Consider the following 24,963-nt stretch of genomic DNA (forward strand, 5'->3'; position numbering starts at 1 on the left):
TATCTATATGTACATAGCCAAAGCTGCCTGCGGCATATCGCCAGGCAGCTTTTTTCTGCTCTCCCACCTTATTTTCTTAATTCTTTTCCTAATATTAAAAAACAGTCTTGCATTTCCCATGGAGCTGTACTATATTTAACATATGAACGATGGTTCATATGTTAATATGATAATTAAAAATTATAATTCTGAGGAGGTCTACTCTATGGAGGAATTAGAAAAATCCAAGCAGAAATCAGCAGACCACGAGGACGAAGAGGTTTGCTGCTGCGGACACCATCACCATCACGATGAGCATGATGACGGGCACGAAGAACACTGCGGCTGCGGACACCATCACCATCATGAGGACGATGATGATGACGGGCATGAAGATCACTGCGACTGCGGACACCATCACCATCATGAGGAGCATGATGACGAGCATGAAGAACACTGCGGCTGTGGGCACCATCACCACGAAGGTCATGATGATGACGAACATGAAGAGCACTGCGGCTGTGAACATCACCATCATCACGACGATGACGATGGCTGCTGCTCCGAACACGATCATCATCACGAGCACGCCGAACACCACCACGGTCCGGCACCGAAATCCACCTGTGTGGTCTACGTGATGAAAAACATCGACTGCGCGAACTGCTCCGCAAAGATCGAGAAAAAGATCCAGGAGCTCCCGGAAGTCGATGACTGTATTTTGACTTTCGCGACGAGACAGCTCCGGGTCTACTCTTCCGTGGGAACAAAGTTGCTCCCGAAGATGCAGGAGATTGCTGATCAGATCGAGCCCGGCACCGTCATTGAGGTCCGCCCAAAGAATCCGAAAGCGATCTGCACCGTCTATGTAATGAAAAACATCGACTGCGCAAACTGCTCCGCAAAGATCGAGAAAAAAATCCAGGAGCTCCCGGAAGTCGATGACTGTATTTTGACTTTCGCGACGAGACAGCTCCGTGTCTACTCTTCTGAAGGAACAAAGCTGCTCCCGAAGATGCAGGAGATTGCAGACAAGATCGAACCAGGCACCATCATCGAGGTCCGCGAGGAAGGAAAACCGGCAGATGCAAACCGTGACGACAAGCATGCCCATGATCTTCCGGAGCTGATCGCCGGAGGCTTGCTCTTCATCGTCGGAGAGCTTCTCTCCCACTCCATGCCGCAGATCTCCGCCATATGCTTTGTGATCGCCTACCTGATCCTTGGACGGGAAGTTCTCTTAACAGCCCTGAAAAACATGAAGACCGGCCACGTGATGGACGAAAACTTTTTGATGAGCATCGCGACCATCGGTGCTTTCTGTGTCGGCCAGTTTGGGGAGGCGGTCGGCGTTATGCTCTTCTACCGGGTCGGTGAAGGATTCGAACACCGCGCGGTTGAAAAGAGCCGCAGTCAGATCATGGAAGCCGTTGATCTTCGTCCGGAGACCGTTCTTCTTGACGAAAACGGTACTGTCCGCGAGGTTCCGGCCGGTTCCGCCGTTGTCGGCAATATCGTAGAGATCCGTCCCGGCGACCGCATTCCGCTTGACGGCGTTGTCGTAGAGGGCGAGAGCCGGATCGATACGTCACCGATCACAGGTGAACCGGTCCCGGTATCGGTAAAGGTCGGAAGCCAGCTGACATCCGGCTGTGTCAATACTTCCGGTCTCTTAAAGATGAGAGTCGAAAAGGAACTTTCCGAGTCCATGGTCACAAGGATTCTCGATTCCGTAGAGAACGCCGCAGCCAGCAAGCCGCAGGCCGAGCGCTTCATCACGAAATTTGCACGGATTTACACCCCGTTCGTCGTTGCCCTGGCGGCTGCGACAGCGATCATTCCGTCCTTAATTACAGGAAACTGGTCCCACTGGATCTACACAGCTCTTACCTTCCTCGTAATCAGCTGCCCGTGCGCCCTTGTTTTAAGCGTTCCGCTGGCATTCTTCTCCGGGATCGGCGCAGGTTCCAAGAAAGGAATCCTCTTTAAAGGCGGAATCGCACTTGAAAACCTGAAAGCTGTAAAAACGGTTGTCATGGATAAGACAGGAACCATCACAAAAGGAAACTTCGTGGTTCAGACGATCCTTCCGGCAGGCACAGCTTCCGAGCAGGAAATCCTTCAGATCGCGGCAGCATGCGAGACCGCATCTACTCATCCGATTGGAATCAGCATCGTCTCTGCTGCAAAGGATCAGAAACTTGTGATCGAAAAGCCCGCTGAGATCGAGGAGATCTCCGGCAAAGGCATCCATGCAAAGCTCTCCCAGGGCGAAGTACTCTGCGGAAACAGAAAGCTTCTCACCGAGTTCAACGTGGACTGCGGCGCTTACGATGAGAACGGCGCTGTCACCACCGTCTATATATCGGTAAACGGAAAGCTTGCAGGAACGATCCAGATCGCCGATACGATCAAGCCGGAGGCAAAGGATGCCATCAAATCCTTAAAATCCATGGGGATCCGCTCCGCTATGCTCACCGGCGACGGCGAGGCAGCCGCTGAGGCGGTAGCCGCCGAGGTCGGAATCGACAATGTATACGCAAAGCTTCTCCCGGCTGATAAGCTCGAGATCTTGCAGAAGCTCCGCGCGGAGAACGGAAGCGCAATGTTCGTCGGTGACGGAATCAACGACGCACCGGTGCTTGCAGGCGCTGATGTGGGCGCAGCTATGGGAAGCGGTGCTGACGCAGCCATCGAGGCCGCCGACGTCGTCTTCATGACATCAAGCATGGATGCCATTCCGGAAGCCATCAAGATCGCGAGAAGCACAGGCGCGATCTCCAACCAGAATGTGGTATTCGCCCTTGCGGTAAAAGCTCTTGTCATGATCTTAGGTCTCATGGGAATCGCCTCCATGTGGCTCGCGGTATTCGCCGACACCGGCGTTGCGATCCTCTGCGTGCTGAATTCCATCAGAATTCTTTATAAGAAATAAGACTCCTGCTGTAATTTTCCTCTTTAGGGAATCAGCAGACAAGACAAAGAAAAGCCCTGGAGAACCTTTCTCATATCGTTCTCCAGAGCTTTTTTGTTATCCACTTCGATAGTTTCAGTTTCTGGCATCAGGATCTTTTCCTGTCGTTGAATGTTTAGGCTGCGGCGGGCATGATCTCTGTCAGCGCTTCACTCTCTTACTTCAGCATCCCCATCACCACAACAGCCACAAACAATACGCACATGCACCCGATAAAGATATCAATGGTCCGCACCGACACATTGATCTTATCGTACATCCGTTCTTTTATGGATCTGTTCTTCAGGCGCTCATTTTCCTCCTGCAGCCGTTTATTCTCTTCAGTGAGTTCTTCTAAAGTCTTCTCACCAAAGGCCTCCACAGCCTTTTCTGCGGCTTCGGTCACTGTTCCGATTCCGCTGACCTTCTCAATCTCTTCTTCCATTCCTTCACCTCCACTCTCCCGGTGCAGGTTTTATCAAACCGCTCCGGCTTTCTTTCCATGAGGCAGGCTGCTAAAACCAGCCATCGGTATTTTCTTTCTGATACATGATGTACGCAAAAATGTGCCGCGGTACACCCGAGCGTCTCGCACGGCCGTTTCCAACAATCTGCATCTTCGCGCGAGTGTGCAAAAACGGGCGTTGGAACTCGTCCTCCGCCCGTTTTTTAACTGTACCGAAACAGTCAGTCTATTACTTCTTTGCAATGTACTTTCTGATATCAAGCGCAATCGCAACTACGATAACGATACCCTGTGCGATGTACTGGTAGTTTGTATCAACACCAAGGTACTGTAAGCAGGTCTTTAAGATCTCGAATACAAGAACACCGATAAGAACACCAGAGATACGTCCGATACCACCGTTTACGGATACACCGCCGATGGTGCAGGCTGCGATCGCCTCAAGCTCCCAGCCCTGACCCATGTTGACGGAGGAACCACCGGATTTTGCGCCTACAAGGAAACCGCCCAGTGCGTAGAGCGCTGCTGCTGTCATGTAGATGATGATCTTTGTCTTCTTAGTGTTTACACCGGAAACCTCTGCGGACTGCTCGTTGCCGCCGATCGCATACATATACTTTCCATGAGGAGTCATGTTATAGATGAACCACATAACAAGACCAACCGCAAGGGCGATCAGGAACAGGAACGGGATCGCGCCAAAGAGTTTTCCTTTTGCTACTGCTGTGTATGCGTTATGATAACCACCGATCGGAGTCGCGTTTGTGTAAACAAGGCAGACACCGTAAACGATAAGCTGCATACCAAGTGTTCCGATGAAGGCCGGAACCTGTAAGTAAGAAATTACGATGCCATTGATGAAACCAAAGATACAGCAAATTGCCACACAGATCAGAAGAACCGCGAGAACCCATAAGCCCCAGGCATTTCCGAAATCCGGAAGGTTCTGGAAGAACTTGCCGCTGTAATCCGGCTTCTGAAGTAAGGTACCTGCTAAGCAGGCAGAAAGACCAACCATACGTCCTGCGGAAAGGTCTGTACCTTTTGTAATTAAACATCCGGATACACCGCAGGCGATGATGAATCGCGGAGCTACGTTTAATGCGATGTTGATTAAGTTGCCGCGTGAAAAGAATGTAGGCTGCTTGATCGCAGTAAATACTGCAAGTAATAAAAGAACGACGATGATTCCATTATTGATAAGGAAATCTTTTGCACTTACTTTTTTCGCTGTCATGACTGAACCTCCCTGTAATCTACTTGTTTTCCTTGCCGCTTAAAGTGAATTTTGTGGCAAAGGACATGATCTTCTCCTGAGTTGCGTCTTCTCCTTCCACCTCACCGGTGATGTGACCGTTGCACATTACGATGATTCGGTTGGACATACCGATCAACTCCGGCATTTCCGACGAGATCATAATGATGGATTTGCCCTGTTTTACGAGATCGATCATGATCTGATAAATCTCGTATTTGGCTCCGACGTCGATACCACGGGTCGGCTCATCCATGATCAGGATATCAGGATTGTTTGCAAGCCATCTTGCGATAATTACTTTCTGCTGGTTGCCACCGGAGAGAGACTGGATCAGCGTCTTTCCGCTCGGTGTCTTGATCTTTAATTTCGCAATGCTGTCCTTTACGACCGCATCGACTTCTTTTTTGTTGATCTTACCCATATGGGTGTAATTCTTGTAGGAAGCGATCGCAGTATTGTCATCGATGCTCAGGCATCCGAAGATACCGTTTCCGCGTCGATCCTCTGTGATCATTCCGACGGAGCTGTTGATCGCATCCTGCGGTCTCTTGATGTGAGTCTCTTTTCCGAGGATCTCCACGGTACCGCTCTCAATGTGGCGCATTCCAAAGATCGCTTCCATAAGCTCGGTTCTCTGCGCTCCTACCAGTCCGCCAAAGCCCAGGATCTCACCTTTCTTTAATTCAAAAGAGCAGTCCTTGAAGGAATTCGGCAGAATACTTGTCAGGTGGCTGACCTTTAAGACCGTCTCATCCGTCCGGTAATCATCCTTCGGCGGATAGACGTTATTTAATTCACGTCCAACCATCTGTTTTACGATCTCCTCATCGGAGATATCCTCGATCGCCCAGGTTCCAACGTATGTACCGTCGCGCATGATCGTGATATCGTCGGAGATCTGGCGGATCTCAGCCATCTTGTGGCTGATATATATCATAGAAACACCTCTGGATTTCAGGTCTCTGATGATCCGGAATAATGCTTCTACCTCGTTATCAGTCAGTGAGGAGGTCGGCTCATCCAGAATTACAAGGTTTGCACTCTGGCTGACCGCTTTTGCGATCTCTACTGACTGCATCTGTCCGATTGATAAGGTGCCGAGTTTTGCTTTCGGGTCAAAATCCATCTTTACATCCCGAAGCCATTTCTCAGCTTCTTTGTTCATCGTCGCATGATCAACGACCTTGACCGGTCCGTAGTTTTTCATCGGATACCGTCCAAGATACATATTCTCAGCGATGGAGCGCTCCGGAATTGGCTGAAGCTCCTGATGAACCATGGCAAGTCCTTTTTTCAGCGCGTCATCCGGGTTTGCGATCTCCGTCTTGACGCCGTCGATATAGACCTCGCCTTCATCCATTTTATAGATTCCGAAAAGACATTTCATCAGTGTCGATTTTCCGGCACCGTTCTCTCCCATCAGTGCGTGGACCGTTCCGGGGCGAACCCGTAAGTTAACTCCGTCAAGCGCTTTTACGCCCGGGAAAGTTTTTTTGACTCCTCTCATTTCGAGTCTGTACTGTTCTGCCATCCCAAAACTCCTTTCAGTTACACTCCCCCGCATTTCCGGGTGGCATATTTTAATCAACGAACCGGATGTGTTAGACAACACACCCGGTTCTCATTTGTTACAGTATCAATTACTTTAACATATCAAGGATTTCCTGAGCGTTATCCTGAGTAACCTTCTCGTAGTTAACCATGTTGACTGCGTCAACCTTCTCACCGCTTAAGAACTTAACAGCGATATCGCTTGCTGCCTGAGCCTGTGCGAAGTGGTTGTTGAATACAGTACCTGTCTGCTTGCCGTCGATTACGTTCTGAACAGCCTCTGTCAGAGCGTCAACGCCTACAAGGTAGATATCCTCGTTAACTTTACGTCCTGCTGCTTCGATTGCCTGTAATGCACCAAGTGCCATTGCATCGTTGTTGCAGAAGATTACTTCGATCTTGTCGCCGTACTGGTTTAAAGCGTCCTGTGCGATCTGCTGAGCCCTAGCCTGATCCCAGTCACCACGCTGTTTTAAGAGCTCCTCAACTTCCATTCCTGCGTCTGTAAGAGCCTTAACAGAGAACTCTGTTCTGTACTGAGCATCTACGTTCTCCGGGTCACCCTGGATCATGATGTAGGAAACTTTGCCGTCGCCGTTGATATCGCCCTTGTTTGCAGTCTCAAGGATCTCTTCGCCCTGGTATGTACCGGACTGTCTTGCGTCACATCCTACGTATGTAGCGTTAAGACCTTCAGATTCCCATCTCTCTTCTTCTGCTGCGTCCGGCTCACGGTTGATGTAAACAACCGGGATACCAGCTTCTTTACACATATCTGTGATCTCCGGTGCGGAAGAAGCCTGTACAAGGTTTAAGATCAGAACGTCATATTTCTGTGTGATGAAGTTCTGGATCTGGTTTGTCTGCTCTGCCTGATCGCCCTTACCATCCTGAACGACTACGTTCTCAGCCTTGAATCCAAGGTCCTCTGTTAAGTAGCGAACTAACTCTGTTCTGTAAAGAGTCATGAAGTTATCATCGAACTTGTAGATGCTGATGCCGACTTTCTTGTCTGCTACATCTGTGGTTGCTGCTGCGGCTGCAGCTGTTGTTGCAGCTTCTTTTGCTGCCTCGGTAGCTGCTGCTGTTGTCTCTTTTGCTGCCTCAGTAGCTGCTGCTGTTGTTGCTGTTGTGGAAGAGCTTCCTCCGCATCCTGCTAAAGACAGGGCCATCATGGAAGCCAGTGCCATTGCTGTTACTTTCTTTGTCATTCTCATGTTTTGAATCCTCCCATTCAAAAAATAATTTTGACCGTTTAGGCATTTTTCCTTAACGATGAATTCATTATAGCCTGCCTTTGTGCATTTTTCCATACTATTTTTTATGATAAATTATTAAAATTCTTTGATTCCTGTAAAAAAACCACAATTTTTTGTCATATCATGGCAGAAATCAGCTTAAATATAACAGTACAGGCATGCGCGAGGCGGCGCATGCCTGTAAAAAATGATGTCAGTTAGCAATGATATGCTGGGGACACCAGAAATATTTTTCCTGGGTCACCTCTTTTCCCATTGCGAGCTCCTCCGCCGTATCGAAGATTCTCTTCGCGTAGATATCCTTGCTGGACTCAACCGTCCCAAAGAGTTTTCCCTCGCGGAACGCCTCCTGACCGGCCGGTGTCCCGTCGATCCCGACAAGCTTGATCGTCCCGGCGACGATCCCCGCCCGCTCGATGGCATCAATCGCACCAATAGCCATGTCATCATTGTTGCAGAGCACAAGCTCGATTTTATTCCCATAATCCGAAAGCCACTGTTCCATGAGGGCGGAGGCCTGGTTTCTCTCCCAGTTTGCGATCCCGCCTGTGATCTTCTCGATCGGAACACCGCCGTCCTTCAGAGTCTCGATGGACCACTCCGTGCGGATCAGGGAATCCTGGTGGTTCGTCTCCCCCTCAAGGAGGACATAAGAAACAACCCCGTCCCCGTTCCGGTCAAGGGTTGACGGATTCTTCTGGTAGGCGTCCACGAGGATCTGCCCCTCCAGCACCGCGGACTCCTTTGCGTCCGCTCCCACATAGTACAGTTTCTCCCAGCGGTTCATGTCCTCCGCGACCGGCTCCCGGTTGAAAAAGACAATGGGAATATCCGACTCCATGGCCTGATCGATCACGCCGGACGCGGCGGAACGGTCCACCATATTGACGCAGAGCACGTCGCAGCCAAGATCGATCATACGCTCCGCCTGGCTGTTCTGCGTGAGCTGATTTCTCTTCGCGTCCCGGACATCCAGCGTCACGCGGACCCCGGTCTCTTTTTCATATTCCTTCGCCGCCTGCTCCATGGAATTCCGGAGAGTGCCGATGAACGTGTCATCCCCGCGGTATAACAGGACACCGATCCGCAGGGACGTCTTTTTTTCCTCATGCCCTCCGGTCTTTTTCGCGTACAGCCAGGCGCTTCCCCCGAGAAGCGCCGTCGCCGCAATGGCAAGGATCAGAACATTTCCCTTTTTCATACCTGCCTCCCCCTATTCCATCGGATATAGCATCTTTTCGAAGATCCCACTCCTTAAGATCTCCCCGTCGATATACTCCGGTGTCAATGTGATCCGTTTTTCCTTCCACTCTCCCCCAGCTGCCTGAACCGCCTTTTCAACACTTAAATAACCCTCGTCGAACCGGTTCCATGCCATCAGACCCTTGACGATCCCCCGGTCGAGCTGGTTTAAGAGCGCCGTCGTACTCCCGATCCCGTAAAGAGCCGTCACATGTTCCCGGTACACACTGCTGCCCTCCAGGATATCCGCAAGTTCGGATAAGGCACCAACATCCATGCCGACCGCCATAAAATCACCGCTCTCCGGATATACCGTTTCCTCGATAGCCTTGCGGTATGTGTCCTCTGACTTTTTCTCGATCAGACGTACGGTAAAACCGGCGGGGTCCAGCACAGAGCGGATCCCGTCATACGCGTCAAGGTTCCCCGTGTACTCCATTCCCTCGGAGAACAGGCATACCGGCACAGCCGGATCCTCGCTCTCCGCAATCTTCTCCCCAAGCGTCCGTCCCATCTCGTAGCGGTCCACAGAGATGGAGCACGCCACCGAGCTGTTGATCGCCGTGGGACCAAGAAAGATCACCGGGCAGCCTGGCGAGATCTCATCGAGCTTCATGACCGCGAGATCCTCGCGGACCGGTGCAAGGATGATCGCATTCGCTCCGTCCTTTATTTCACGGACGATCAGTTCTTCCTGCTGTTCCTCATCGTTTTCCGCGTACAGCGTGATGAAATTGACATCCGCCTGATACTTCTTCTCCGCCATATCCATGCCCGCGCGGAAGCTCCCATAATAGTTGTCATTCACGTTGTCTATGATGACGGAGATCCGGCAGATCTCCCTCTTTTTTTCCTTGATGATCAGATCCGTGGACGACAGCAGATAGAGCATCACAAGGAGAAGGACGCCGGCACACCAGCTGATTTTTTCTCTATTTGACATGGATCTTTTCCCCCTCTGCAGTCTCAGCGTAAGACACCGCCCGCATGTGGATCGTCACGACCGTCCCCTCATCGAGCTCGGATTCGATGGACAGACCGTATTCCTGTCCAAAATACAGCCGGATCCGCTCATTGACGTTCCGCACCCCAATCCCGGAGCCACTTCCGGACTTCACATGCGGCTTATCCATGAACATGCCTTCCACCTGTTCCTTCGTCATCCCGAGTCCGTTGTCGGAGACCTTCATATAAAGATCCTCCCCGTCCCGGTACACCCGGATCCGGATCTCCCCATCGCCGTCCATAAACTCCATTCCGTGATAGACCGCATTCTCCACGAGCGGCTGAAGGATCAGCTTCACGCTCGCGAGTTCCATGACATCCTCATCCGCCTCAATCTCATAAGTAAAACGATTCTTAAACCGCATGTGCTGGATCATCAGATAGTTTCTCACATGTTCCAGCTCATCCCGGACGGGAATAATGCTCTTCCCACGGCTTAAGCTGATCCGGAAAAATCTGGCGAGCGCCGTCACGACCTTCACCGCGTCCGCCTGTTTCTCATTCTCGATCATCCAGACGATGATATCGAGGGTGTTGTAAAGGAAATGCGGGTTGATCTGCGACTGTAAAACATCAAATTCATTTTTCCGTTTGGATTCATGCTCCGCCACGATGTCATCCATCAGATGCCGGATCTGGGTCGTCATGTTCCGGATGGAGGTGCCGAGGTGACGGATCTCATAGGAACCGCCCACATAGACTTCCGTTTCCAGATTGCCCGCCTCAATCCCGTTCACAGAACGCTCCAGTTTTTCGATCGGCGTCGTAATCCTCGTAGAAATGTAAGCATTGATGACCGCGAGGATGAATACGACAAAGGCAACAATAAACACGATCAGGATCCTTGTCTTCAACGCGTTTAAGGATGCGCCGCCGAGTGCCGCCGCCCCGACGATCTTCCAGCCGGTATAGCCGACCGTCTTGACCGTCACGGCACGCCCCTTTCCTTTATATTCCTCCCGATGGATCCCGTCCCTGTATTCCGCTGCCGCCTCAAGGTTCTCATCCTCGAGCCCTGAGTAGATCAGCTGGGACTGCGGATGGTAGATCAGCTCCCCGTCCGCGCCGAGAAGATAGACATAGCCGCCGTTTCCCAGGGTAATCCCGTCAAACAGCTGTTCCAGGCTGTCATAGCGGATGTCGATGAGGAGAACGCCCTGCTCCGTGGACGAGCCCTCCGTGATCTCCACCGCGCGCGCCGCCGAGATCACCCAACGGTACTGGTTCTCCCCCGCGTCGAACACCCGCTGGACATGCGGGACTGAGAAGTGAAGATTCTCCGTCTTTTTCAGCGCCGCCTCAAACCACGGTTCCGCTGCCGGATCTGCCCCCGTCCTGAGTCTCGTGGCGGGAACGGCCTCCAAAAGCTCTCCGTCTCTGGAAAACAGGGCGATATTCTCGACATTATCCTTGTTGTTGTCGTAGAGAAGCGTCATCTCTTTGTTGACACTCTCATTCCTCAGATCCGTGTTTTTTACGATCCCGTAGTATGTGGTGTCCGAAAGCTTCATGATTCCGCGGAGCCACACATCCACAGACCGGTTCAGCTGGTCGATCAGGATCTGGTTCTCCTCCTGCATCGTATCCGACATCTGCTTTGACATCCGGCTGTACAGGGACAGTCCGATAAAGATGCTCGCCGCCAGGGCTGTCACCGTAAAGTAGACGAAGATCATATAGCGGATGCTGGTCCGTTTGAAAAAGCTGCCCTCATTTTCCGGTTTCATACCCCTCTCCCCCGCCGGCCCTACGACCGGCTTCCTCTGAATTTCGTCGGTGAAACGCCGAATTTTTTCTTAAATACGTAGCTGAAATAATTCTGTTCCTGGTAGCCGACCTTTGCCGCGATCACATAGGTCTTGTCATCCGTCTTATTCAACAGCTCCACAGCCTTATTGAGACGCACATCCGTCAGGTAACCGATATAGGTCTGCCCCGTCGCTTTTTTGAACATCGTCGAAAAATAGGCGGGACTCATGTGCAGCGTCCGGCAGACCTGCTCCACAGACAAGTCCGGATCCTGGTAATTCTCCATGATATACCGCTTCGCGCGCTCCATGCTCTGGCGCGTCGTATTGTCACGCTCCTGGTCCATCGCCCCGTTGATCCTGAGTGCCGCCTCAAGAAGCCATTTTGAGAACTTCTCCCGGTTCATCACCTGCCGGATCATCATAAACGGGTCCGTCCCCATCCCGGTATCCCCAAAAAGCACTCCCATCTCCAGGTCGTACTGCTGGATGAGCTGGACCAGACAGTTCGCGGTGCTGAACATGTAGGTCTGGTACTGCCGCGCATGGACCTTCGCGTCAGACATCCTTCCGATGATCCCGGATACCACGGACCTTATCTTCTCCTCCGGACCGAATTTTACCGCCTGGATGAGGGCAGACTCGTCCTCCGCGGTAAACTGGAGCTTTCCGGTGTTCACCGGCTCCACATCGTTGATGTAGATCGTACTGCCGCTCCCGACAATTGCGCAGTAGCCCAAGGCATCGAGCGCTGACCGGAAGGACTCACAGATCAGACCGAGCTCCGTCCGGCTGTGCCCGATCCCGATCGTTACCGGGATCATCAAGATCTTCCGGATCTCCTTGCAGATATCGCTTAAGATGTCGATCATGCTGGTCTGGGAGTTGTTCTCATCGATCGCCACGATCCCGGCGATCTCCGCGTCAGCCGCCCCGGAGAACGAGAACAGGGAGAATCTGCAGTACGGTTTCAGGTTCTCCTCAAGGATCTGCATCACAGAGATCGGGATCAGCTCCCGCTCCTCGTGGAGCGGAAGGATCAGCTCCCCTGACACTTCGGAAATTTCCGCTTTCACCGCAATGGAGATCCACTTTTTCGCTCCCGCAAGTGGGATATCGTACTGTTCCAGGCGGTCATTGACCGTTTTCCCGTCCATCTGGTGGCTCACAAGATCCTTTAGGAACTGCTCGCGCAGGATCGGCAGGCTGCGTCTGTAGTTTTCCCGCAGAAGGCTCACATCGCGCTTCTGCTCGATCTCCTCGTCGAGGCTCTCCTGGATCCTCCTCAGGATCGCCGTCAGCTCCTCCACATTCACGGGCTTTAAAATATACTCCGTCACATTCAGCTTGATCGCGCGCTTCGCATAATCGAAATCATCATATCCGGAAAAAATGACGATCTTCATCGATGGATACCTCTGGCGGATCTTCTCCGCAAGCGTCAGCCCGTCCATGTATGGCATCCGGATATCCGTGAGGACCACGTCCGGCTCTAAGGCTTCGATCTTCTCCAACGCGTCCTCCCCATTCTCCGCGTCCCCGACAACGGTAAATCCAACCGCCTGCCAGTCGATCTTGCGGATAATGCTCTTACGCACTTCCTCCTCGTCATCCACAAGGATAATTCTGTATAAGTCCATTTCCTGCTCCTATCTTTTAAAAGATCTGTTCCAGATGCTTCCGGATGACCGCCTCATCGGTCAGTTTTGCGATATGACCGTTCATGCCCGCCTTGATCGCTCCTTTTCGGAAACCGCCGTTTCCCCATTCTGACAGCCTGCCAGACCCGGAGTGCAGAGAAGGAGCATAACGGCTCCAAAGATTACAGAGCGCCTGCCCCCTCCTGTCCTTTTCTTTCTATTCAACGCAACAAGGTCCTGCATGTATTCCATCCTTTTCATCCGCCCCGGTCACCTTGCCTGTTTCCGTGCTTTTTTATTCGCATACATATTCGCGTCCGCGCGCGCTTTTGTGTCGGAAATGCTCTCCTGCTCCTCGATCAGGGCACTGCCGTATGAGGCACCTGGGAGCATATGCAGCGATTTTTTCTGTTTTTCTATGATCCAGTAAAATTTCTCCCTGCAGTATTTTTCCTTCTCCGGTTTCCTGAACAGGACGCAGAACTCATCTCCGCCAATCCGGTAACAGTTTCCATAGCGGGAATACGCCTTTTTCAGACATTCCGCGATCACCTTCAGGCACTGGTCCCCCGCCTGATGACCGTATGTATCGTTGATGTACTTAAAATTGTCGAGGTCGAGGACGATCAGCATCTTATCCTCCGGCTGGAGGTTCAGTGTCCGGTTCAGATAGCTCTTCTGGCTTAAGAGTCCCGTCAATCCATCCAGCTGGTTTCACATTTCATTGCAGTAGAGGTAATAGAGCACTGAGATCAGGGTACTTTGCCATGATATTGACCGGGCGGAGTCTTACCGGAGTCCCATCCACGATCACGGTAACCAGCTCAAGGACTGAGATCACGCCGATCAGGATGAAGGTCAGCAGAAAAGTCCTTCTCTGTCTCGGAAACAGCGCTTCACTGAAATTGACGATCATACACATGAACCCAAGGACAAAACAATTGATAACCGTCAAAGAAAAAAATAGAGATCCGGCATATCAGGTTCCTCTCTTTCAGATACTAAACGGGCACGCCGCCTTCCGGCGACAACGCTGTTACGTATAATTATACTGTGGAAGCATATAATCGTCAAGCCAGCCCTCCGGTAGGTTTGCGCGCCCTTTCCCGTCCCGGTCCAGCCTGAACTGTGGTTTGGCCTGTCCTCTTCGTTTTTTATTAAATATCATTATACTGCTTACTACTGTTTCTGGCAATGCTGCGGTCAGGTGTTTTTAAGACATTGGGCTGTAACGAAAAAGAGTGCGCATCTTTGGCACGTCAGTGCCTGTTTTCTAAAAGACATCCAGGTCCATTCCATTCACCACAGGACCTTCGTAACCGGCATTCCGTATCTCCTCAAGGATCGCCTCGTTTCTTCTCGCCATCTCGGCTCCCACATCCACCGTGTTGTCCTGGATCTCCATGTGATAGATCCGGTGGTATGTGACGAGAAGCTTTGGTCCTGCCTTCTTCGCGATCTCTGCAAGATCCACACTCAGGGTGTGAACCTCCCGATGGTATTTCTGCCACTTCGGTTCCCTCGCGGCAAGACCTGCCGTGTATTCTACTTCATGGAGAAGAATATCACAGCCCTTTGCCTTTTCCGCAACGATCTCAAGCGGCGCGGTATCCCCACTGATCACGATCACCCGGTCCGGCGTCGTAAATTTGAAGCCATAGCTCTCAAGCGTCCCATGGCTCACCGGGAAGGCTTCGACTGTCACACGGTCATCCCGGTAGATAACTCCGGAATTTATTTCCTGTGTTTCCACCCGGTATCCCACTTCATTTGCCTTTTCAAAACCGTTGATCCGGAAATCAATATCCACCTTGTAGGCCTTTAGCAAATGCTCTGTCATATCCCGGATCCCTTTCGGTCCAAATACCCGGAGTGGTTCTTTCCGCTCCAGGACCCATGGGGTAAAGATCAGGTCCGGGTATCCTACCGTGTGATCCGTGTGCAGGTGTGTGCAGAACGCGGTCACCAGCCTGTCCGGGCGAAGCGCGTCGATCCCGTTCCGGTATGCCTTCGCCGCCTGGCGGACGACCCCCGGACCGAAATCAACGAGGTACGCCCGGTCGCCAACAACGACCGCAGATGACGGACCGCTGGCATCCGGGCACGCGTTCGGCGTTCCGGTACCGAGAAGTACAAGTTTTGTCTCCATCATGATTCTCTCTCCTTTTTCCTTCCGCGCTTCATCCCTGCTTCTGTTCGTTTTCATCCTCCACATGCCGGATCGAGATTCCGGTAAAGCCGTAAAAGATGCTGAAAAACGGAGTCAGATATAACAGGAACAGATATGGGAAGAACGCAGACCATGCGACGCCGAGCGTTCCCGCCATGTATACGCAGTACCCATGCCACGGGATCATCGGTCCGGAGAGCGTTCCCGCATCCTCCAGGCTTCTCGATAAAATCTCCGGGGCAATCTTTCTCTCCTTAAACAACGGTTTCATCATGTTTCCGGTCAGGACATGGGACATCGGCTGGGAACAGCTGATCAGGCTTGTGATATAACCGACGAGGAGCGTCGCGAAGATCAAACCGCCATCGCTGTTGATCCGTCCGGTGATTGCGCGCAGGATGTTGTCAAGAACACCCAATCTGTCCAGCATGCCGCCCATTCCGACCGCGAAACAGATGATCGCCACATACTGCAGCATGCTGCTCATACCGCCACGGTTTAAGATCGTTTTCAGAACAGCCTCCTCAATCTGGGTCGTATAGCCGTTGTAAGCAACACGGATGATGCTCTGGAGCGTCACGCCCTGGCAGAAGAACGCAACCGCACCGGCGCACACCGAGGACAGTCCCAGGGATACGATCGCGTTGACTTTACATAAGAGCAGGACAATGATAACCGCCGCCGGGATCAATGTCACAAGACCAAGTTTAAATTCTCCCTGAAGTGCCTCCGTGTAGACAAGAAGGTTTCCCTCTTCATAACCACCGGAGGTCTGACTGATCCCGAGAATGACAAACAGGACCAGGCTGATCACAAAGGTCGGCAGCGTTGTCCATAACATGGACCGCACGTGATCGTTGAGTTTCGCGCCCGCAACAGCCGGGGCAAGATTCGTCGTATCGGAGAGCGGGCTTAACTTATCCCCGAACATGGCACCGCAGATGACTGCGCCTGCCACCATTCCAGGATTGATTCCCATCGCATTTCCAATCGCCATCATCGCGACACCGGCACTTCCGACCGAGCCGTAGGATGTTCCGGTCACAAGACTTAAAACGGCGCAGAATACAAGTGTCAACGGCAGGAGCCAGGTTGGATCGATCAGTTTCAGACCGCCTGCGATGATCGTGGCGATCGTACCGCTCTGGAGCCAGGTACCGATCATGACGCCGATCGCCATAAGCAGACATAGTGTCGGAACGACCACACGGATCGCGTCGTAGGCACCACTCACAACATGGTCATATTTGATCTTTAACCATTTACAAAACAGATAGATGATGATCCAGCTGAAAAACAGTCCGATCATCGGTCCTCCCGTCTTCAGCCGGATGCAGACTGCGACTGATCCGATGATCAGAAGCAGGAGCAGAAGCGACTGAGGCATATTCAGTTTCTTTTCTTCACTCATAACAATTTTCTCTCCCCTGAAACTCATTTTTCAATTTAAAGCATTAAACTTTAAAGTGCTGTATTATTATATCGAATATTCAGGAAAATTGCAAGAGCTCACACAAATTAAAATAGCCGGAACCCACAGAAATACTGGATTCCGGCTGTTTTTAACAGCTTATATGAATGATTCGATATAAGCTGCATTTTCGCTTTATGAATTATTTACCCATCTGAGCAGCAACCTCAGCTGCGAAGTCCTCGTTTTTCTTCTCAAGACCTTCACCAGTCTCGAAACGAACGAAGCTCTTAACTTCGATGTTAGCGCTGTTCTCTTTAGCAACCTGTGCTACATACTGAGCTACGGACTGCTTGCCGTCCTCTGCTTTTACGTAAACCTGGTCTAAGAGACAGATCTCTTTCATCTCTTTGTTGATACGACCCTGGATCATACCCTGGATAACCTTCTCCGGCTTGGAAGCTTCCTTCGGATCATTCTGGATCTGAGCCATAAGGATGGATTTCTCATGCTCGATGTAATCTGCGCTTACTTCGTTGCGGTTTGTGTACTTCGGGTTAAGAGCTGCGACCTGCATACAAACGTTCTTTGCCATCTCTTTTACAGCGTCGTTTACAACATCTGTCTGAACGTCAAGAAGAACACCGATTCTGCCGCCTGCATGAATATAGGAAGAAACGAAACCGTTCTCCTCTGTAACCTGTTTGAAACGACGGATGCTCATGTTCTCACCGATGATGGAGATTTCAGAAGAAAGAGCTTCCTTAACAGTAAGGCTCTCATCTGCTGTCCACTTCTCGTCCATAAATGCGTCCATATCTGTCGCTGTTGTTGTAAGAGCCTGAGCTGCTACCTGAGCAACGTATGCCTGGAACTTAGCGTTCTTAGCAACGAAGTCTGTCTCAGAGTTAACCTCAACGATAACAGCTTTCTTCTCATCTGCTGCCATAGCTGTGTCAACGATACCCTCAGCTGCGATACGTCCAGCTTTCTTCTCAGCGCCTGCAAGTCCTTTTTCTCTTAAGAACTCAACTGCTTTGTCCATGTCGCCGTCTGTAGCAGAAAGGGCTTTCTTACAGTCCATCATTCCAGCGCCTGTCATTTCTCTTAAATCTTTTACCATTTTAGCTGTAACTGCTGCCATGTTTCATTTCCTCCGAATCATATTAAAGAATCAAAACGTGTCTTTTCGGAAGAAGGTGCTGCCACTGACAGCACCTCCTTGGATTCCTTATAACAACTTAAGCCTCTGCGTTCTCCTCAGCTGCTTCTGCTTCCTCAGCCTCGCCCTGTTTAGCCTCGATGACAGCGTCTGCCATCTTGGAAACGATAAGCTTAACGGCTCTGATAGCGTCGTCGTTACCCGGAATTACATAGTCGAGTTCTTCCGGATCGCAGTTTGTATCAGCGATACCGATCAGAGTGATTCCAAGTGTGTGAGCTTCCTGTACACAGATTCTTTCCTTCTTCGGATCTACGATAAAGATAGCGTCCGGGATCTTCTTCATGTCCTTGATACCGCCAAGGTTCTTCTCAAGCTTCTCCCACTCTTTCTTTAACTCGATAACTTCCTTCTTCGGAAGTACGTCGAATGTTCCGTCCTCAGACATCTTCTCGATTGCTTTTAATCTAGCGATTCTGGACTGGATGGTCTTGAAGTTTGTAAGCATACCGCCAAGCCATCTCTCGTTTACGTAGTACATTCCGCAACGCTCTGCCTCAGTCTTGATAGCGTCCTGAGCCTGCTTCTTTGTACCTACGAAAAGGATTGTGCCGCCCTCAGCTGCGATATCAGCAACTGCCTTGTAAGCCTCATCAACTTTGCCTACAGATTTCTGAAGGTCGATGATGTAGATACCGTTTCTCTCTGTGTAGATGTACGGTGCCATTTTCGGGTTCCATCTTCTTGTCTGGTGACCGAAATGTACGCCGGCTTCCAGAAGCTGTTTCATTGAAATTACGCTCATGTTTTTTTCCTCCATTTGGTTGTTTTCTTCCGCCTGCATCTCACTTCCACGAACACCTGAGCTTCTCAGGCACCACTCGCAGAATCCGCAGACGTGCATAATATCAGCTTTTTCACTATATCATAAGTCATTTTTCACTGCAAGCACTTTTTTCTATTTTTTTTGATTTTTTTCCATTACATTTGATTTCATAAAAAACAAGGTCATTCGGGCATGCGGCGGCAGGGATTCTTCTATATATGATAGACCTTTTAATAGTCTTTTCTCTCCTTAAATCCCTCATGCACCAGATACAGCCTGATCTATCTGATGTCATACAACAATTCATATTAAAAAAAGAGGCGCGGCTTTTCACCCAGCCGCGCCTCTTTTCCACAGGTCTCCCTGTCTTATTTTGTATTTACTGCCTTTAAGGCTTTTAACTCATCGAATACCACATCGTTTAAGACCTTAATATAGGTTCCCTTCATACCGGAAGAACGGGACTCGATAACTCCGGCACTCTCGAATTTGCGGAGCGCGTTTACGATCACGGAGCGGGTGATTCCGACTCTGTCAGCAATCTTGCTGGCTACAAGGATTCCCTCGTTTCCGTCAAGCTCCTCGAAGATATGGGTGATCGCCTCTAACTCGGAGAAGGATAAGGTGCTGATCGCAGATTTTACGATCTGGACCTTTCTTGTCTCCTCGGCGTTCTCCTCATTTACGGAGCGCATCATCTCCAGACCGACAACAGTCGTGCCGTACTCGCAGAGGATAATATCATCGATTTCATACTGTTCATCGGATTTGTACATAAACAAGGTTCCGAGACGTTCGCCTGCGATATCGATCGGAGCGATGATCGCCTGGTACTTCTTTACGTTCTCTTCAGCGAATCCGAGAGTCGCAAGGTTTACATTTTCCTTGGTGGAAAGGACACTTAAGAGGCGTTCGTTAAACATTTTATCGACATAGCCGCCTACCTTGTCCTCAATCAACTCATGGATCTCATCAACACCAGGACAGATGCTGACACCCAGGACTTTTCCTTTCTTGCTGATCACGAGAATGTTCGACAGCAAAATTTCGCTTAAAACTTTACAGATGTCGTTGAATACGACCTTGTGCGAATTGTTGTTGTGGAGCAGTTTGTTTATTTTTCTGGTCTTATCCAATAATTCAACACTCATTTCCGAAAACCTCCTTTACTTTCTGATATCGTACGAATAATATTTGATCGATTAAATTGTAACACGATATTTCCAGAATTTCAAGACTTTTTCGGATAATTAAGATAACTCGAAATAAATTGTCAAGTTCTTATCACATTTTAAAAGTTTGAATCATTGAAATTGTACCATTTGTTTACGGCAAATATCCGGCAGAGCCTCTTCTGGGCGCTCTGCCGGATCTTGATCTCGTTATATTAATCTTCTTTTTCTTCCTTATTTTCCTTCATCGGCATCACAAATCCGCACTGCTCATTGGCGCAGACGAGTTTGTTTCCTTTTTCCACCATGTAGCTGCCGCACTCCGGGCACTTCTCAGTGGATGGTTTCTGCCAGGACATGAAATCACAGTCCGGGTTAGCTTCACAGCCGTAATACTTTCTTCCCTTTTTCGTCTTCTTAATGATAACTTCTTTTCCACACTTCGGGCACGGGATTCCAGTCTTCTCCAAATACGGCTTTGTGTTTCGGCATTCCGGGAATCCGGGACATGCGAGGAATTTTCCATGAGGACCATATTTGATGACCATCCTTCTTCCGCAGAGCTCGCAGATCTCATCGGACTCCTCATCTGCGATATGGACAGTCTCCAAGGTTCTCTGCGCCTCTTCCACCGCTTCCATAAGATCAGGGTAGAAGTTTCTTACGATGGTCTTCCACGGAGTCAGGCCCTCTCCGACACTGTCTAACAGGTACTCCAGGTTCGCGGTGAAGGCAATGTCCACGATGCTCGGAAAGCACTGCTTCATGATCCGGTTAACGACCTCGCCAATCTCGGTCACATAGATGTTCTTATTCTCTTTTACCACATAACGGCGGGCTAAGATCGTTGTGATCGTCGGCGCATAGGTACTCGGGCGGCCAATGCCCTGTTCCTCCATGGCTTTTACCAGGGATGCCTCTGTGTAATGGGCCGGCGGCTGGGTAAAGTGCTGGGCGCTCACGAGATCCGCAAGCTCAAGCTCCTCACCTTTTTCCAGCTTCGAGAGGATCTGGTTTTTCTCCTCTTTCTCATCCGCCTCGATATAGACGGACATGAAGCCGTCGAACTTCAGTCTGGATGCCGTCATCGTAAACTCGTTTCCGCCCGCTCCGATCTTTACGGATGTTGTCTCATAGACAGCCGCGGACATGCGGCTCGCCGTGAAGCGCTTCCAGATCAGCTGGTAGAGGCGGAACTGGTCTCGTGCCAGGGATTCTTTTACCTTTACAGGTGTTAAGGAAAGATTTGTCGGACGGATCGCCTCGTGGGCATCCTGGATCTTTCCGCTGTTCTTCTTTGTATTTTCACCCTGGGACAGGTAATTCTCGCCGTAGTTTTCAGCGATGAAATCACTTGCCATCTTCTCTGCTTCCTCAGCCACACGGGTGGAATCGGTACGCAGGTAGGTGATGAGACCGACGGTGCCATGGCCCTTTACATCAACGCCCTCGTAGAGCTGCTGGGCGAGGCGCATGGTCTTCTGGGTAGAAAAGTTCAACGCCTTGGACGCTTCCTGCTGCAGGGTACTCGTTGTAAACGGAAGCGGCGGTTTCTTCGTGCGCTCCCCGTTTCTGATATCTGTCACGATAAATTTCTGTCCCTTTAAGGACTCAAGTAAAGCGTCAAGCTCCGCCTTGCTCTTGATCTCCGTTTTTCCATCTTTGTCATTATGAAAATGGGCTGCTGCCGGTTTCTTTGAACCCGGAGCTTTTAACATCGCGTCGAGGCTCCAGTATTCCTCCGGGATAAACGCGGAGATCTCCTCTTCCCTGTCGCAGATCATGCGGAGGGCCGCAGACTGGACACGGCCAGCGCTAAGGCCTCTCTTAACCTTCTCCCAGAGGATCGGGCTGATCTTATAGCCAACAATACGGTCCAGGATACGCCTCGTCTGCTGAGCGTCCACCAGGTTCATATCGATATCGCGGGGTGCCTTTAAGGACGCCTTTACCGCATTTTTCGTGATCTCATTGAAGCTGATCCTGTATACTTTTTTATCTTTTACCTCGTCAAGCTTTAACGCTTTCATCAAATGCCAGGAAATCGCTTCTCCCTCACGGTCAGGGTCAGTTGCGAGATAAATTTTATCTGCTTTTTTTACTTCCTTCCGAAGCTTCGCAAGGATATCTCCCTTGCCCCGGATCGTAATATATTTCGGTTCATAATCATTTTCCACATCAATTCCGAGCTGGCTCTTCGGAAGATCTCTCACGTGTCCGTTGGACGCGTCGACCTCATATGTGCTTCCCAGGAATTTTTTAATTGTTTTAACCTTTGCAGGAGACTCTACAATCACAAGACTGTTCGCCATATTCTTCACATCCTTCTGCAATCATTCCGCTTTTTTATAATATTGATTCCCGGTTCCAAAAACAAGTCCCGCAAGCTCCAGCTTTAAAAGGGCTTCCATACATTCTGTCACGGAGAGTCCGCAGAGTGCGGCGATCTCTTCCAGATATCTGGGGCGCGAATCAACCGAAGCATACACCAAATTTTCGTTCTTGGCAAGCCTATTTTGTGAAAATTTATGAATCGTTAATTTTCTTTCGTATTTCATTCCGAGGAATTCCAGCACATCCGAGGGGCTTAAAAGCATGTTCGCACCGCCCTGGATCAGGCGGTTGCAGCCACCGCTTAATGGGTCATTTGCCCGTCCCGGAAGGGCGAAAACTTCTTTTCCCTGCTCCAGGGCAAAGTCCGCCGTGATCAGGGATCCGCTCTTCTCCCTCGCTTCTATTATAATAACCGCATCAGCGAGGGCGCTGATGATCCGGTTGCGCATGGGGAAATTCATGGCGGCGGGGCGGGTTCCCGGGACGAACTCCGAGAGGATGCCGCCGTTTTCCTCCATGGCATGGAAAATTTTGTAATTTTCCCGTGGGTAGCAGACGTTTACCCCGCAGCCCAAGACTGCGTAGGTGGGCTTTCCACGCTCGATGGCGCCTCTGTGGGCATAGCCGTCCACGCCGGCTGCCATGCCGCTGATGATGTTGACTCCGGCGTTGGCGAGTTCCCCGGCGTAGAAGCCTGCCGCTTCCTTCCCGTACTCCGTGCAGGCTCTCGCGCCCACGATGGCCACCGACGGGACCTCGTTTTCCGGGAGACTGCCTTTTACAAAGAGGGCTGCCGGGCGGTCTTTATATGGAAGAAACCGGGTCGGATAGTCCGGGTCGCATTCCGCGATGACGCGGATGTTCTTCTGTGCCAGGCCGGCAAACTCCTTCCGCCATACGGATTCATATTTTCTCGACTCAAGGAATACCTCCGCGCGTCGCTCTGTGAGGACTCCTGATTTCCGCAGTTCCTGGGGGCTTGCTGTCCAGGCAGACAGGCAGGTCCCAAATGTGTCTTTCAGGCCTCTGATTGTTACGCCGCCGAAACCGGGAACGTGGCAGAGGCAGTAGAGAGCTTCGCGGTCGGTGAGTGTATTACTTGTCATAATTTCATATTCTCCTTTTAATTTCCCCAGAATTTATCGCGGCTCTTCACATAAGACACTGCTTCACAGAGATCCGCAAGCCGGATTTTCTCTTCTTCTGCAAGATCTGCCGTTGTCCGTGCTACTTTCAGGATTCGGTCATGCATTCTGGCCGAAAGGGCGAGCTTTTCAAAAATTTCTTCCATAAACTTTTCTTCCTCACGTCCGAGCCCGCAGAATTTCCGTATATGACGTCCTGACATTTCACCGTTACAGCGGACATTTTCACCTGCGAAACGTTCTCTCTGGATCTTCCTTGCCTGTTCCACACGGGCACGGATTTCACGGGATGATTCGTTATTTCCACTGCTTTTGATATCTCCGTAAGTGATCGGTGCTGCCTCCACGCAGATATCGATCCTGTCTAACATTGGTCCCGATACTTTCTGTAAATACCGGGTTATTTGTCCCTCGGTGCAGCGGCAGCGGGAACGGTCGGGGAAATGACCGCAAGGACAGGGGTTCATGGCCGCAACGAGCTGGAAATTCGCAGGATATGTCACGGAAGCTTCCACTCTCGAGACAGTCACCTCCCGTTCCTCCAAAGGCTGACGCAACGTCTCCAGGGCTGCTCTGGAGAATTCCGGAAACTCGTCAAGGAACAAAATCCCGCCGGTGGCAAGAGATATCTCCCCCGGCTTCGGTCTTCTCCCACCTCCGGTCAGTGCCTGAACCGACACGGTGTGATGGGGTGCCCGGAACGGACGTATCCGGATCAAAGGCTCTTTGGCTGTCAGGAGATGGCTCACACTATAGATTTTTGAGATCTCGATGCTCTCTGCGATATCAAGCCCCGGCATGATCGTCGGCATTCTTTTTGCCAGCATGGTCTTTCCAGCTCCCGCAGGACCAACGATCAAAAGATTATGTTTTCCAGCTGCCGCCACCTCGGCTGCTCTTCTGAGCAGCGGCTGACCGGAAAGTTCTGAAAAATCCACCTCGTAACGGTTCATGGAATTCTGCAATTCGTCCATATTTATCGTTGACTCCGCCTGCATAGGAAGCTTTCCCGAAAGCACCTCCAGGAGATGTCTCAGATCCCGGATCCCATAAAGTTCCATTCCCCCTATAACGGATGCTTCATTCACATTCTCCACAGGTAAAAATACACGTTTAAAACCACTTTCCCGTGCCTGGTCTGTAAGTGCCATAACCCCAGGAATTCCCCGAACAGTCCCGTCCAGCCCCAGTTCTCCGAACAAGACAGCGTCTTTGAGATCTTTCGCCCGAAATCCACCGTAGGCGGATAAAATGGCAGCGGCGATCGCGAGGTCGAATCCGGTCCCTTCCTTTCTAAAATCTGCCGGGGACAGGTTGATCGTGATCTTTTTGGGCGGCAGGGAAAGTCCGAGATTTTTGATCGCCGTCCGCACCCTGTCTCCGCCTTCCCGTACCTCGGACGCAAGGTAACCTACGAGGATCAGCCCCGGAAGTCCATCGCTGACGTCCGCCTCCACGGTCACATTCTTTCCCTCCATGCCGCGAAGGTATATGCTGTTGATTTTACTGAACAAAAAGACTCCTTTCCAAACATGTTTAAGATGTTTTTGCTTTGCTGAATTTTTCAGAACTATTTTTGACAGGTGAATTTTTCACCATTGTTGATAATATAGATGTATTTAAGAATATTTAAGAAAAATAT

The 24,963-nt window shown here is 50.7% G+C and carries 19 protein-coding genes; 1 reads left to right on the top strand and 18 read right to left on the bottom strand.

Annotation, left to right across the window (positions count from 1 at the left end; all coding sequences use genetic code 11):
* The first annotated feature begins 205 nt into the window (after positions 1-205).
* Positions 206-2,914 carry a heavy metal translocating P-type ATPase gene (locus ABCW45_RS07095; protein WP_343220541.1) on the top strand — a complete coding sequence of 903 codons (2,709 nt, stop codon included), beginning with the start codon at positions 206-208 and terminating at the stop codon, positions 2,912-2,914.
* Positions 2,915-3,110: 196 nt separating this feature from the next.
* Here ABCW45_RS07095 and ABCW45_RS07100 read toward each other — a convergent pair whose 3' ends face one another.
* The 18 genes from ABCW45_RS07100 to ABCW45_RS07185 form a co-directional block, all read right to left on the bottom strand.
* Positions 3,111-3,377: a hypothetical protein gene (locus ABCW45_RS07100; protein ID WP_242992091.1), complete on the bottom strand. Its 267-nt coding sequence runs from the start codon at positions 3,375-3,377 to the stop codon at positions 3,111-3,113.
* Positions 3,378-3,627: 250 nt separating this feature from the next.
* The gene (locus tag ABCW45_RS07105) at positions 3,628-4,635 is read right to left on the bottom strand and encodes a galactose/methyl galactoside ABC transporter permease MglC (RefSeq protein WP_117469409.1); all 1,008 of its coding nucleotides are present in this window, start codon (positions 4,633-4,635) and stop codon (positions 3,628-3,630) included.
* A 19-nt stretch (positions 4,636-4,654) separates the two neighbouring features.
* The gene (locus tag ABCW45_RS07110) at positions 4,655-6,187 is read right to left on the bottom strand and encodes a sugar ABC transporter ATP-binding protein (RefSeq protein ID WP_117469408.1); all 1,533 of its coding nucleotides are present in this window, start codon (positions 6,185-6,187) and stop codon (positions 4,655-4,657) included.
* A gap of 109 nt (positions 6,188-6,296) precedes the next feature.
* Positions 6,297-7,424: a galactose ABC transporter substrate-binding protein gene (locus ABCW45_RS07115; RefSeq protein WP_117469407.1), complete on the bottom strand. Its 1,128-nt coding sequence runs from the start codon at positions 7,422-7,424 to the stop codon at positions 6,297-6,299.
* A 235-nt stretch (positions 7,425-7,659) separates the two neighbouring features.
* Complete coding sequence (locus ABCW45_RS07120) at positions 7,660-8,667, bottom strand: galactose ABC transporter substrate-binding protein (protein ID WP_117566385.1); 1,008 nt, start codon at positions 8,665-8,667, stop codon at positions 7,660-7,662.
* Positions 8,668-8,679: 12 nt separating this feature from the next.
* Positions 8,680-9,651 (bottom strand): substrate-binding domain-containing protein, encoded by a 972-nt coding sequence (locus tag ABCW45_RS07125; protein ID WP_117471738.1) that lies wholly within the window; start codon positions 9,649-9,651, stop codon positions 8,680-8,682.
* The gene (locus ABCW45_RS07130) at positions 9,641-11,440 is read right to left on the bottom strand and encodes a cache domain-containing sensor histidine kinase (protein WP_343220542.1); all 1,800 of its coding nucleotides are present in this window, start codon (positions 11,438-11,440) and stop codon (positions 9,641-9,643) included. Before ABCW45_RS07130 ends, ABCW45_RS07125 begins: the two co-directional genes overlap by 11 nt.
* A 20-nt stretch (positions 11,441-11,460) precedes the next feature.
* A complete protein-coding gene (locus tag ABCW45_RS07135; protein WP_117471736.1) occupies positions 11,461-13,101 on the bottom strand; it encodes a response regulator transcription factor in 1,641 nt (546 codons plus the stop codon).
* A gap of 270 nt (positions 13,102-13,371) precedes the next feature.
* The gene (locus ABCW45_RS07140; RefSeq protein WP_343220543.1) at positions 13,372-13,800 is read right to left on the bottom strand and encodes a GGDEF domain-containing protein; all 429 of its coding nucleotides are present in this window, start codon (positions 13,798-13,800) and stop codon (positions 13,372-13,374) included.
* 22 nt (positions 13,801-13,822) lie between these two features.
* Complete coding sequence (locus tag ABCW45_RS07145) at positions 13,823-14,017, bottom strand: hypothetical protein (RefSeq protein WP_117483249.1); 195 nt, start codon at positions 14,015-14,017, stop codon at positions 13,823-13,825.
* Between the two features lie 357 nt (positions 14,018-14,374).
* Positions 14,375-15,253: an MBL fold metallo-hydrolase gene (locus ABCW45_RS07150; protein WP_117469620.1), complete on the bottom strand. Its 879-nt coding sequence runs from the start codon at positions 15,251-15,253 to the stop codon at positions 14,375-14,377.
* A gap of 28 nt (positions 15,254-15,281) precedes the next feature.
* The gene (gene nhaC, locus ABCW45_RS07155) at positions 15,282-16,682 is read right to left on the bottom strand and encodes a Na+/H+ antiporter NhaC (RefSeq protein WP_343220544.1); all 1,401 of its coding nucleotides are present in this window, start codon (positions 16,680-16,682) and stop codon (positions 15,282-15,284) included.
* Between the two features lie 202 nt (positions 16,683-16,884).
* Entirely contained in the window at positions 16,885-17,826 is a 942-nt protein-coding gene (gene tsf / locus ABCW45_RS07160) for a translation elongation factor Ts (protein WP_117469399.1), read from the bottom strand.
* A gap of 97 nt (positions 17,827-17,923) precedes the next feature.
* A complete protein-coding gene (gene rpsB, locus ABCW45_RS07165) occupies positions 17,924-18,649 on the bottom strand; it encodes a 30S ribosomal protein S2 (protein WP_147570577.1) in 726 nt (241 codons plus the stop codon).
* Positions 18,650-19,038: 389 nt separating this feature from the next.
* Positions 19,039-19,821: a GTP-sensing pleiotropic transcriptional regulator CodY gene (gene codY / locus ABCW45_RS07170; protein WP_343220546.1), complete on the bottom strand. Its 783-nt coding sequence runs from the start codon at positions 19,819-19,821 to the stop codon at positions 19,039-19,041.
* 236 nt (positions 19,822-20,057) lie between these two features.
* Positions 20,058-22,154, bottom strand: coding sequence for a type I DNA topoisomerase (gene topA / locus ABCW45_RS07175; RefSeq protein ID WP_021904113.1), 2,097 nt, complete (start codon positions 22,152-22,154; stop codon positions 20,058-20,060).
* A gap of 21 nt (positions 22,155-22,175) precedes the next feature.
* Positions 22,176-23,282: a DNA-processing protein DprA gene (gene dprA, locus ABCW45_RS07180; protein ID WP_117504508.1), complete on the bottom strand. Its 1,107-nt coding sequence runs from the start codon at positions 23,280-23,282 to the stop codon at positions 22,176-22,178.
* A gap of 17 nt (positions 23,283-23,299) precedes the next feature.
* Complete coding sequence (locus ABCW45_RS07185) at positions 23,300-24,835, bottom strand: YifB family Mg chelatase-like AAA ATPase (RefSeq protein WP_343220547.1); 1,536 nt, start codon at positions 24,833-24,835, stop codon at positions 23,300-23,302.
* Between the last annotated feature and the right edge of the window lie 128 nt (positions 24,836-24,963).

Source organism: Pilosibacter fragilis (assembly GCF_032490495.1).
Taxonomy (GTDB): Bacteria; Bacillota; Clostridia; order Lachnospirales; family Lachnospiraceae; genus Pilosibacter; species Pilosibacter fragilis.